Source organism: Aquabacterium sp. (assembly GCF_036279675.1).
Lineage (GTDB): Bacteria > Pseudomonadota > Gammaproteobacteria > Burkholderiales > Burkholderiaceae_C > Aquabacterium.
In genome coordinates, this window is the sequence record NZ_DASUIS010000054.1 from 24,774 (window position 1) to 36,576 (window position 11,803).

Consider the following 11,803-nt stretch of genomic DNA (forward strand, 5'->3'; position numbering starts at 1 on the left):
GGTGCGGACACCCCCTGTATCACCTACTGTCACTCTTGCAACACCATGGCATTGACCTCCAGTGACGTCAGCCGCATTGCCCAGCTTGCCCGGCTGGACCTGCGTGAAGACGAACGCGCCGCGATGCTGGACCAGCTCAACGGCTTTTTCGACATCGTCGAAAAAATGCGTGCGGTCGACACCACCGGTGTCGAGCCCCTCTACACCCCCCTGTCGGCCATCGAAGACGTGACGCTGCGTCTGCGCGAGGACGTGGTGACCGAATCCGACCAGCGCGAGGCCAATATGGCCAACGCCCCGGCCCGCGAAGCCGGCCTCTTCCTTGTGCCCAAGGTGATCGAATGAGTGCCCCTGCCCTGCATGACCTGACTCTGGCACAAGCCAGCGCGCAGCTGGCCAGCGGCCAGACCACCAGCGAGGCGCTGACCCGCCACGCCCTGGCGCGCATTGACGCCCACGCCCACCTGGGCGCCTTCCTGCATATCGACACCGACGGCGCCCTGAGCGCCGCACGCGCTGCGGACGCCAGGCGCGCCGCCGGCCAGGCCCTGGGCGCGCTCGACGGCCTGCCCATCGCCCACAAGGACATCTTCGTCACGCAAGGCCAGCCCACCACGGCAGCCTCGAAGATCCTGACCGGCTACCAGAGCCCCTTTGACGCCACGGTGGTGGCCAAGCTCAAGGCCGCTGGCGCCGTGAGCGTGGGCAAGCTCAACTGCGACGAGTTCGCCATGGGCGGCTCCAACGAGAACTCCGCCTATGGCGTGGCCCGAAACCCCTGGGACACCCAGCGCATCCCCGGTGGCTCCTCGGGCGCCTCGGCCGTGGCCGTGGCCGCGCGCCTGGTGGGCGCCACCACCGGCACCGACACCGGCGGCTCCATCCGCCAGCCCGCCGCCCTGACCGGCATCACCGGCATCAAGCCCACCTATGGCCGCTGCTCGCGCTACGGCATGATCGCCTTCGCCTCCAGCCTGGATCAGGCCGGCCCGATGGCCCGCAATGCCGAGGACTGCGCCCTGCTGCTGCAGGCCATGAGCGGCTTCGACGAGCGCGATGCCACCAGCGCTCAGCAAGCCGTGCCCGACTGGGTCGGCAGCCTCAAGGCGCCGCGCGCGGGCGCCACCGCGGCCCAGCCTCTGGCCGGCCTGCGCGTGGGCGTGCCGAAAGAGTTCTTCGGCGCCGGCGTCAGCGCCGACGTGCTGGAAGCCACCCGCGCCGCCCTGGCCCAGTTGCAGCAACTGGGCGCCACCCTGGTGGACGTCAGCCTGCCGCGCACCGAGCTGTCCATCCCGGTGTACTACATCATCGCCCCGGCCGAGGCCTCGTCCAACCTGAGCCGCTTCGACGGTGTCAAGTTCGGGCACCGCGCCAAGCAGTACGGCGATCTGGCCGACATGTACCGCAAGACCCGCGCCGAAGGCTTTGGCCCCGAGGTCAAGCGCCGTATCATGATCGGCACCTATGTGCTCTCGCACGGCTACTACGACGCCTATTACCTGCAGGCCCAGAAGCTGCGCCGCATGATCGCCGACGACTTCCAGGCCGCCTTCAAGGCCTGTGATGTGATCGCCGGCCCGGTGGCCCCCACGGTGGCGCGCCCCATCGGCTCGCAGACAGACCCGGTGGCCGAGTACCTGGCCGACATCTTCACGCTGCCCGCCTCGCTGGCCGGCCTGCCCGGCATGAGCGTGCCGGCCGGCCTGGGTGATCACGGCTTGCCCGTCGGGCTGCAATTGATCGGCAACTACTGGCAGGAGGGTGCACTGCTGCACACCGCACACGCCTTCCAGCAGGCCACCGACTGGCATCAACGCGCACCGCAAGGACTGTCATGACCGCTGCTGCCCACACCACCGACACCATGACCGTGCGCCACCTGGAGGTGGACCTCAGCACGGGCTTTGAGCGCTACTGGAACGGAGGCGACGCCTACCGCTCCACGGTGTTCAACGCCCTGTCGTTCATGTTCCCGGTGGGTGAGCAGTTCTTCATCGACTCGGTGCGGCGCTACGCCAAGCAGGTCGAACAACAAGGCCAGGCCGAGTTGCTGCGCGACATCAAGCTGTTCATCGGCCAGGAGGCCACCCATCGCCACCTGCACCGGCAGTACAACGACCAACTGATCCAGCTGGGCTATGGCGACTGGGTGGAGCGCACCTTGCAGAAGGTCATCAATTTCTTTGGTGACAAGACCCCGCGCCCCGACCTGGCGGCCACCGTGGCCTACGAGCACTACACCGCCCTGCTGGGCGACGGCCTGCTGCGCCACGCCTCCTGGACCGAGCGGATGGACCCGACCATGAAGTCGGTCTGGATGTGGCATGCCGCCGAGGAGTCCGAACACAAGGCCGTGGCCTTCGACACCTACCAGGCCACCGGCGGCGGCTACTGGCTGCGCGTGCTGATGTTCCTGTTCGTGACCTTCGAGTTTTTTGTCTACACCTTCGTGCAGACCTCGATCATGCTGCACCGCGACCGCCAGCTCTTCAAGTGGCGCACCTGGCGCAGTGCGATCGGCATGTGGTGGGGCAAGGACGGCATCGTCTGGCACATGCTGCCCCACTGGCTGGCCTACTTCAAGCCGGGCTTTCATCCCTGGCAACACGACAACCACGAGCTGCTGCAGCGCTGGCAACAAGACCATGCCAGCGACTACCGTGCCCTCCCCGGCACCCAGCCCACCCAACCTGCGCCCCAAGGCGCCTGATCCCCATGAGTTCTTTGTTGATCCGCGGCTTTGAAGTCGTCATCGGCCTGGAAACCCACGTCCAGCTCACCACCCGCTCCAAGATCTTTTCGGGCGCCTCGACCCAGTTCGGCGCCGAGCCCAACACCCAGGCCTGCCCGGTGGACCTGGCCCTGCCCGGCACCCTGCCGGTGATGAACAAAGGCGCGGTGGAGCGCGCCATCGCCTTCGGCCTGTCGGTCGGTGCCACGGTGGCTCCGCGCTCGATTTTCGCGCGCAAGAACTACTTCTATCCTGACCTGCCCAAGGGCTACCAGATCAGCCAGTACGAGATCCCCGTGGTGCAGGGCGGCACGGTGAGCTTCTTCGTGGGCGAGCAGGAGCACACCGTGCGCCTGGTGCGCGCCCACCTGGAAGAAGACGCAGGCAAGTCCCTGCACGACGACTTCGTCGGCTTCAACGGCGAGAAGTCCAGCGGCATCGACCTCAACCGCGCGGGCACGCCCCTGCTGGAGATCGTGACCGAGCCGGACATGCGCTCCAGCGCCGAAGCCGCCGCCTACGCCAAGGCCCTGCACACCCTGGTGGTGTGGCTGGGCATCTGCGACGGCAACATGCAGGAAGGCTCCTTCCGCTGCGACGCCAACGTGTCGGTGCGCCGCCCGGGTGCGCCCCTGGGCACGCGCCGTGAGATCAAGAACCTCAACAGCTTCAAGTTCCTGCAGCAGGCCATCGACGTCGAGATCCAGTACCAGATCGACCAGATCGAGGACGGCCACGCCATCCAGCAGGCCACGGTACTCTTCAACCCAGACGCCAACGGCGGCCGGGGCGAGACCCGCGCCATGCGCACCAAGGAAGACGCGCACGATTACCGCTACTTCCCCGACCCTGATCTGCCCCCGCTGGTGATCGCCCCCGAGTGGATCGAGCGCGTGCGCAGCGAGATGCCCGAGCTGCCCAGCGTGATGGCCGAGCGCTTCGAGAAGGACTACGCCCTGCCCGCCTATGACGCGACGATGATGACGCAGTCCAAAGCCTTTGGTGCGTTCTTCGAGGCGGCGGCCAAGGCCTGTGCTCAGCCCAAGCTGGTCTCCAACTGGCTGATGGGTGAGGTCTCTCGCCGCCTCAATGCCAGCGAGCAGGACATCAGCGCCAGCCCGGTGAGCGCCGCCGTGCTGGCGGCCATGATTGGCCGCATCAGTGATGGCACGGTGTCTAACAATGCCGCCCGACAGGTCTTCGATGCGCTGTGGAATGGTGAACACGCCGAGGTGGCCGACGCCACCGCGCGAGTCGATGCCGTGATCGAGGCCAAGGGCCTCAAGACCATGAACGACACCGGCGAGCTGGACCGCATCATCGATGAGGTGCTGGCCGCCAATGCCAAGTCGGTGGAAGAGTTCCGCGCCGGCAAGGACAAGGCCTTCAACGCCTTGGTGGGTCAGTGCATGAAGGCCAGCAAGGGCAAGGCCAATCCGGCCCAGGTCAACGAGCGACTCAAGCAGAAGCTGGGCGGGTGATCAGCGGACCGTCGGCCTGGCGGACACGCCTGGTTTGCTGACCGCCACGCCTGAAGCGGCCGAGGCCGCAGGGGTGGCGCTCACATCGGGGATGGACCCGGGCTCGGCGCCTGCCCACAGCTTGCGCAAACGGGCCAGTTCCAGGTCATAGAGGGCATTGATGCGCACCATCTCGGCCCGCTGGTTTTCGATGATCTCAAGCTGCGCCTCTTGAGAGGCCTGGTTGCCCTCCAGGGACGAGCGCAGCTTGAAGGGCATGGGCTTGCCCTTGTAGAACTCGGCGTCGGCCAACAAAGGCTTGCGCTCGGCCTTCAGGTCGGCAACACGTTTTTCTGAAGAGGCCATGGCCTTGCGCACATCGTCGAGCGCCGACTGACGCGCCTTGTTGTGGGCCGCCTCATGGGGATAGCGTCCCATGAGGTTGCGGTCACGGCGTACCGCATCCTTGTAGGCCAGCTCAGCGGTTTCCTTCTGGCGGCGCGCTTCTTCGGCCGCCGCACGCTCCTGCGGAGTCTGCCTGGGGGGCAACACCTTGCGCTGCGATCCATCCTTGTTGAGCACGCGCTGTTCGCGGTCCAGGCATTCGGGAATGGGGCGATCGGATGTCAGACGCTTGCCATGCGCATCCACACAGCTGTAGATCCCCCCCTGCATGGTGTAAGAGGACGTGCCCGTGGCCGCCTGCGCCGCCTGAACACTCACCCACACAGCCAGCCCACCCAGCCACCAGGCTGACACCTTGGCGGCGCTTGATTCAGCTCGAGGGGGTGTGGACAAGGGCATCGACGACAAGCTCCTGGTGGGTGACAGAGGACAACTCAGACGCCGTAACGCTGACGGTAGGCCAACACGGCCGGGTGGAAGGACGCCATCGACGGATCTGACTGATGTTCCAGATACTGCAACAGGTCGGCCAGGCTCGCAATGGAAACAACCGGCAATTTGTAGCGCTGTTCGACTTGTTGCACGGCGCTCTCGTCGCAGTCGACCCCATTGAGCGTGGCTTTTTCCTGACGATCCAGGGCGATGGCGACACCGCAGGGCGTGGCGCCCGCCGCGGCGATCATGTCGATGGACTCGCGCACCGAGGTGCCCGCGGAGATCACATCGTCGATGATGAGCACCCGCCCCTGCACCGGCGCCCCGACCAGGGTGCCACCCTCGCCATGGTCCTTGGCCTCCTTGCGGTTGTAGGCAAAGGGCTTGTTGTGCCCCAGGCGGGCCAGCTCGATGGACACGGCCGCCGCCAGGGTGATGCCCTTGTAGGCCGGGCCGAAGAGCATGTCGAAGGGCAGGCCCGAGTCCACCAGGCGCTGTGCATAGAATTGCGCCAGTCGACCCAGCTTGGCGCCATCGTCGAACAGCCCCGCATTGAAGAAGTAGGGCGACAGGCGCCCGGCCTTGGTCTTGAATTCACCAAAGCGCAGCACCTTGGACTCAACTGCAAAGGCCACGAACTCCTGGGCCAGGGCATGGGAGGGAGAGGGGTTGTTCATAACGAGGTCTCAACGTGTTTCGACTGGTATCCCTCAACCTCAACGGCATCCGCTCGGCGGCCACCAAAGGACTGATCCCCTGGACGGAGGGACACGCCGCTGATTGTATGGGGGTGCAGGAGCTCAAGGTCCATGTCGATGACATGCCCGCGCCCCTGAAGTCCTTTGCCGGCATGAATGGGCACTTCCATCACGCCGAGAAAAAGGGCTACTCCGGGGTGGGCCTGTACACCCGGCATGAGCCCTCCGATGTGATCGTGGGGCTGGGTGAGCATGACAGCAGCGGCGAATTCGACCCCGAAGGTCGCTACGTGGAGCTGCGCTTCGACAAGCCCGGGCGCCCGCTGTCGATCATCAGCTGTTACTTCCCCAGCGGCTCCAGTTCGGAGGAGCGCCAGGAGGCCAAGTTCCGCTTCCTGGACGTGATCGAGCCCCACCTGGCCCGCCTACGTGGTCAGCGCGAGTTCATCTTGATGGGCGACGTCAACATCGCCCACCGCGAGGCGGATCTCAAGAACTGGAAGGGCAACCTCAAGAACAGCGGTTTCCTGCCCGAAGAGCGGGCCTGGATGACCCGGCTGCTGGACCCTGCGGGCAACACACGCCTGGTCGACGTCTACCGTGCCCTGCACCCCGACACCACCGATGAGTGCTACACATGGTGGAGCAACCGGGGCCAGGCACGCGCCAAGAACGTGGGGTGGCGCATCGATTACCACCTGGCCACCCCGGGTCTGGCCGAGACGGCACGCCAGGCGGCAGTGTACAAGGAGCAATGGTTCAGCGACCATGCGCCGCTGACCATTGATTACGACTTCAGTGTGTGAGCAAACGCCCCGCGCCATCTGAGACTTAGCCCCCACCCCATGGCCATCAAAAAATCCGACCTGTATTCATCCCTCTGGGCCAGCTGCGATGAACTGCGCGGCGGCATGGATGCCAGCCAGTACAAGGACTACGTCCTGTTCATGCTGTTCATCAAGTACATCAGCGACAAGTACGCTGACTCGGACGACTTCGCGCCACCCGTGGTCATCCCCCCGGGCGCCAGCTTCAAGGACATGATCGCCCTCAAGGGCAAGGCCGACATTGGCGACAAGATCAACACCGACATCATCCAGCCGCTGATCGACGCCAACAGCCGCCTGGCCCGCAGCGACTTCCCCAACTTCAATGACCCCGAGAAGCTGGGCACCGGCGCCGAGATGGTCGAGCGCCTGAGCAACCTGGTCAGCATCTTCCAAAAGCCAGAGCTGGATTTCTCGCAAAACCGCGCCGAGCACGACGACATCCTGGGCGATGCGTATGAATACCTCATGCGCCACTTCGCGACTGAGAGCGGCAAGAGCAAGGGCCAGTTCTACACGCCCTCTGAAGTGAGCCGCGTCATTGCCAAAGTCATTGGCATCTCGCCCGCCAACACCCGCGCCAGCACCACCGCCTATGACCCCACCTGCGGATCAGGCTCGCTGCTGCTGAAGGTGGCCGCCGAGGCCGGCAACAAGATCACGCTGGAAGGCCAGGAAAAGGACGTGACCACCGCCGGCCTGGCGCGCATGAACATGATCCTGCACGACTTCCCCACGGCCAACATCGTGAGCGGCAACACCCTGGCCAGCCCGAAGTTCAAAGATGGCGAACAACTGCGCACCTACGACTACGTGGTCGCCAACCCGCCCTTCAGTGACAAGGCCTGGACCACCGGCCTGACCCCCGCCACCGACCCCTACCAGCGCTTCACCTGGGGCGAGCCCCCCGCCAAACAGGGCGACTACGCCTACCTGCTGCACATCGTGCGCAGCATGAAGGCCACCGGCAAAGCCGCGTGCATCTTGCCGCACGGCGTGCTGTTTCGGGGCAATGCAGAAAGCGTGATCCGCAAGCAGTTGCTGAACAGCGGCATCCTCAAAGGCATCATCGGCCTGCCCGCCAACTTGTTCTACGGCACCGGCATTCCAGCTTGCATCCTGGTGCTGGACAAAGAGAACGCATCCGCACGCAAGGGCGTGATGATGATCGACGCCAGCAAAGGCTTCATCAAAGACGGCAACAAGAACCGCCTGCGCGAGCAAGACCTGCACCGCATCGTCGATGTGTTCCAGAAGATGGCCGATGTGCCGGGCTATGCCCGCATGGTGCCGCTGAGCGAAATCGCCAGCGACAAGAACGATCACAACCTCAACCTGCCCCGCTACATCGACAGCAGCGAGCAAGAAGACATCCAAGACCTGAGCGCCCACCTGAGCGGCGGCATCCCTGACCGCGACCTGTTTGGCGCGGGCAGCACCTTGGGCCCGTATTGGCAGGTCATGCCCACGCTGCGCGCCACCTTGTTTGCACCGCTTCGCGAAGGCTACAGCCAGCTGCAGCAACCCGTGGCCGAGGTCAAAGCCGCCATCCTGGGCCACGCAGAGTTCATCGCCTTTCAGGCCAGCGCCACCCAACTGTTTGCCACCTGGCAAGCGCGCAACGAACCGCGCATGAAGGGCCTGCAGGTGGGCGACCACCCCAAAGCCTTCATCGAGCAATTGTCTGAAGACCTGCTGGCCACCTTCAAACCCGCCCCGCTGGTGGACGCCTACAGCGTGTACCAACACCTGATGGATTTCTGGGCGCAGGCCATGCAAGACGACGCCTACACCGTGGCCCAAGACGGCTGGGTGGCCAAGCCCACCCGCATCATCGAGACCGACAAGAAAGGCAAGAAAAAAGACAAAGGCTGGGCCTGCGACCTGGTGCCCAAGGCCTTGATGGTGGCGCGCTACTTTGCCGCCCAACAAGCCGCGCTGGACGCCGAACAAGCCAAGCTGGACGCCACCAGCAGCGCCATCACCGAACTGGAAGAAGAACACAGTGGCGACGATGGCTCAGGCGCCGTGTTTGCCGGCTTCGACAAGATCAACGCGGCAGCGGTGAAAGACCGCATCAGAGAAGTCAAGGCCGACCCGCAACAAGATGACAACAGCGCACTGGAATTGAAAGTGTTGAACGAATGGCTCAAGCTCAGCAGCGATGAGGCCAGCTTGAAAAAACACGTGAAAGAGCTGGACGCGCAACTCGACCAATTGGCTCATGACCACTACGCCCAACTGAGCGTGGCCGAGATTCAGCAGCTGGTGGTGAACGACAAATGGCTGGCGCGCATGAATGCCGATGTGCAGGGTGAACTGGAACGCGTGAGCCAGACCCTGACGCGGCGGATTCGGGAGCTGGCGGAGCGGTATGCCGTGCCGTTGCCGGGGCTGGTGGATGAGGTGGCGGCGCTGTCGGCCAAGGTGGGGGCGCATTTACAGCGCATGGGGGTGGCATGAGTTTGACTTCAACTACGCCCGACTGGCCAATCAAACCACTATCCACGGTGATCGTGGAGATGCGTGGCGGTGCCCCGCTCAAGCCCAATGACTTCACAAAAGACGGTGTGAAGGTTCTGCCCAAAGGGGCAGTGGGACGAACTGGTTGGTTGGATGTCACCGAGAAGGACTTGCAGTACTGCTCGCATGACTATGCCAACGCGCATCGAACCAATCAAATCGATGAGCAATACACGGTTGTTGTCCTCCGTGACTTGGTCCCAAGTGGGCCAAGTATTGGTTTGATAGTGCGGATTCGTGACCCTGAGCGATGGCTCTTGGCGCAGGGCGTTTACGGCTTCAAGTTGAACGATGAGCTTGATCCGTCGTACCTGTCCCAACTGTCGAATACGCAGTGGTACCGAAAGCTGATGAATCAGATCATGGTGGGCAGCACACAAGTGCACATCACCAACACTGCGTTCAAGGCGGCATCAGTCCCCATGCCCCCGCTCGCCGAACAACGTGCCATCGCCACCACCCTCTCCGACGTCGATGCCCTGATCGCCGGGCTGGAGCGGCTGATCGCCAAGAAGCGCGACATCAAACAGGCCGCGATGCAGCAACTACTCACCGGCCAAACCCGCCTGCCGGGGTTCAGTGGGGAGTGGGATTACTTCCGGGTGGCCGAACTTGAAAAACTTGGCCTTCTACGGCTAGGCCGAGGAAACGTCATATCAAAGAAAGACATTGACGCAACGCCAGGCGATTGCCCGATCTACTCATCTTCCGTCAAAAACGATGGTGAGTTTGGCCGATATGGAAACTTCATGTTTGACGAGGAACTGATTACTTGGTCGGTAGATGGCGGAGGCAACTTCTTCTATAGATCGAAGCACCGTTTTTCAGTCACGAATGTGTGTGGCTACATGCGCGCAGACTCAATGCGATTGAACTATAGGTATCTGGCTGCGCAGCTTCAATTCGAGCACGGGAAGAAGACCTTCGACTATCAGTCAAAAGCTCATCCAAGTGTCGTTCGCGCCGAGTACTTGATACCCATACCAAAAATCGAAGAACAAACCGCCATCGCCATCGTCCTCTCCAACATGGAGGCCGACCTCGCCACCCTCGAATCCCGCCTCATCAAAACCCGCGCCATCAAGCAAGGCATGATGCAGGAGTTGTTGACAGGAAGGACGCGCCTGATATGAATGAAAACGTCACCAATGAAGACGGGCCGAAAAGTCGCAATCGCATCGTGGCCTTCGTGGACATCCTGGGCGCCAGCCAAGCTGCGCTTTCGCAGCAACCTTCTGCATTGGTGGGAAACATCTTCCGCTTGGGTAGGGCCATGCAATGGACTCACCGAGTCCACAGCACCAGCCCAGATGGCGGGGTAACAACTCAAGAATTCAAACCCGGTGTTGCACAGTTCAGCGACTGCCTGCTGCTTTGGAGCGATCCGCTCGACGGCTTGGAGCCCGAGCAGTTCGTCGGTACCGCAGGATCATTTCTTTGGAACTTGTGCGCTGAATTGGGTAGCTTGCTGTTGAGAGGTGTACCGTTCAGAGCAGGCGTCAGCGAAGGCCCCGTGTTCATCTACCCAGAACTGAATATCTTCGCTGGCCGCCCCATCGTTGAGGCAGTCAAATTGGAGGGTGCTCAAGACTGGTTGGGCGCAGCAATGCTGTTTGCAGACCGCCCCGACCGACTCATCCAACGGCCCGACCAAGTTTATGGCGTTGGTGAGCGCTCCATGTTCGAACACATCGTGGTGCCCGCAACACCTGTTCCGCTTAAGGAAGACATAACAACTCAATTGTCGGGTGATGCAATCCTGGCATTGAACTGGGCTCTTTCGGCAAAAGAGTCTCAGGGCCCCACCTACCAAGCATTGAAAACAAAGCTGCAAGCGCTGCAGGCAAATGCTGGTGCCACCGCTCAACGCAAATACGAACTGGCGGTGCAATTTCTCGCGACTGTCGAGTCCATCAGCCTTGGTCACCCATCTGACAGCGCGAAGGTGAATGGACGATGAGCGAACGCTACCAGGTCAACGGCCCCGAAGGCGAGTTCGAGCCCGCCTCGAACAGACTGGTGCTGCGTAACTTGGTGGGCATCACGTCACCGGATGACATGGACGCCCTGGAGCTGCGGCTGCTGCTTGAGCTGTACGACGAGGTGCTGCTGCACAACCTGCCAGACCGCACCCTGACGGTGGCTGACCTCAAGCACTGGCATCACCTGTGGCTGGGCAATGTGTATGCGTGGGCAGGGCAGGAACGCTCGGTGAACCTGGGCAAGGGCGGCTTTCAGTTCGCCACCGCCGGGCTGCTGCCGGGTTTACTGCGCGATTTCGAGCGGCAATGCCTTGCGACATGGACACCCTGCGACAAGCTGGCCCCAGACGAGGTGGCCCACGCCATCGCCGTGACGCATGTGGAGCTGATCTTGATTCACCCGTTCCGCGAGGGCAACGGGCGCCTGTCACGCCTGCTGGCGGATGTGATGGCTGTGCAGGCAGGCCACGAACCGCTGGACTATTCCAGCTGGGAGCAAAACAAGCCGGCCTACATTGGTGCGATTCACGCCGGGATTTCGGGCAACTACGGCCCCATGCGCCAGTTTGTGGACCAGGCCATGGCCGCTGGCGATGCCAGCCTCAGCGGGCCAGCTTGATGTGGGGAAACCGTACCGTGGGCTGCTTCAACCTTTGCTCCAACAGCACAACGCTTTGGCCTGTTTCGACAGCCGTGGAGCTGGCCACAGACCGCAGCACGGCTTTACGGCTGGGTGTTTTGC

The 11,803-nt window shown here is 63.0% G+C and carries 11 protein-coding genes; 9 read left to right on the plus strand and 2 right to left on the minus strand.

The annotated features are described in order from the left end of the window. The first annotated feature begins 45 nt into the window (after nucleotides 1–45). From gatC to gatB, 4 genes are read left to right on the plus strand one after another with little or no spacing between them, the layout of a single operon-like run. Complete coding sequence (gene gatC / locus VFW93_RS06115) at nucleotides 46–345, plus strand: Asp-tRNA(Asn)/Glu-tRNA(Gln) amidotransferase subunit GatC (RefSeq protein ID WP_329693101.1); 300 nt, start codon at nucleotides 46–48, stop codon at nucleotides 343–345. Next, a complete protein-coding gene (gene gatA, locus VFW93_RS06120; protein WP_329693102.1) occupies nucleotides 342–1,838 on the plus strand; it encodes an Asp-tRNA(Asn)/Glu-tRNA(Gln) amidotransferase subunit GatA in 1,497 nt (498 codons plus the stop codon). Before gatC ends, gatA begins: the two co-directional genes overlap by 4 nt. Then, nucleotides 1,835–2,710 (plus strand): metal-dependent hydrolase, encoded by an 876-nt coding sequence (locus VFW93_RS06125; protein WP_329693103.1) that lies wholly within the window; start codon nucleotides 1,835–1,837, stop codon nucleotides 2,708–2,710. The genes gatA and VFW93_RS06125 overlap by 4 nt, the downstream gene beginning before the upstream one ends. 5 nt (nucleotides 2,711–2,715) lie before the next feature. After that, nucleotides 2,716–4,212: an Asp-tRNA(Asn)/Glu-tRNA(Gln) amidotransferase subunit GatB gene (gene gatB / locus VFW93_RS06130; RefSeq protein ID WP_329693104.1), complete on the plus strand. Its 1,497-nt coding sequence runs from the start codon at nucleotides 2,716–2,718 to the stop codon at nucleotides 4,210–4,212. Here gatB and VFW93_RS06135 read toward each other — a convergent pair whose 3' ends face one another. Together VFW93_RS06135 and pyrE are read right to left on the minus strand one after the other, a co-directional pair. After that, nucleotides 4,213–4,995: a DUF4124 domain-containing protein gene (locus VFW93_RS06135; RefSeq protein ID WP_329693105.1), complete on the minus strand. Its 783-nt coding sequence runs from the start codon at nucleotides 4,993–4,995 to the stop codon at nucleotides 4,213–4,215. A gap of 35 nt (nucleotides 4,996–5,030) precedes the next feature. Beyond that, nucleotides 5,031–5,708 (minus strand): orotate phosphoribosyltransferase, encoded by a 678-nt coding sequence (gene pyrE / locus VFW93_RS06140; protein ID WP_329693106.1) that lies wholly within the window; start codon nucleotides 5,706–5,708, stop codon nucleotides 5,031–5,033. A 14-nt stretch (nucleotides 5,709–5,722) separates the two neighbouring features. Here pyrE and VFW93_RS06145 point away from each other — a divergent pair, with 14 nt between their 5' ends. The 5 genes from VFW93_RS06145 to VFW93_RS06165 are packed head-to-tail and all read left to right on the plus strand — an operon-like array spanning nucleotide 5,723 to nucleotide 11,680. Then, a complete protein-coding gene (locus VFW93_RS06145; RefSeq protein WP_329693107.1) occupies nucleotides 5,723–6,535 on the plus strand; it encodes an exodeoxyribonuclease III in 813 nt (270 codons plus the stop codon). A 39-nt stretch (nucleotides 6,536–6,574) separates the two neighbouring features. Further along, entirely contained in the window at nucleotides 6,575–9,019 is a 2,445-nt protein-coding gene (locus tag VFW93_RS06150; protein WP_329693108.1) for a class I SAM-dependent DNA methyltransferase, read from the plus strand. Next, nucleotides 9,016–10,212 carry a restriction endonuclease subunit S gene (locus VFW93_RS06155; RefSeq protein WP_329693109.1) on the plus strand — a complete coding sequence of 399 codons (1,197 nt, stop codon included), beginning with the start codon at nucleotides 9,016–9,018 and terminating at the stop codon, nucleotides 10,210–10,212. The genes VFW93_RS06150 and VFW93_RS06155 overlap by 4 nt, the downstream gene beginning before the upstream one ends. Further along, nucleotides 10,209–11,039, plus strand: coding sequence for a hypothetical protein (locus tag VFW93_RS06160; RefSeq protein WP_329693110.1), 831 nt, complete (start codon nucleotides 10,209–10,211; stop codon nucleotides 11,037–11,039). The genes VFW93_RS06155 and VFW93_RS06160 overlap by 4 nt, the downstream gene beginning before the upstream one ends. Beyond that, on the plus strand, nucleotides 11,036–11,680 hold the full coding sequence (locus VFW93_RS06165) for a Fic/DOC family protein (RefSeq protein WP_329693111.1): 645 nt from the start codon (nucleotides 11,036–11,038) through the stop codon (nucleotides 11,678–11,680). Before VFW93_RS06160 ends, VFW93_RS06165 begins: the two co-directional genes overlap by 4 nt. The last annotated feature ends 123 nt before the right edge of the window (nucleotides 11,681–11,803 follow it).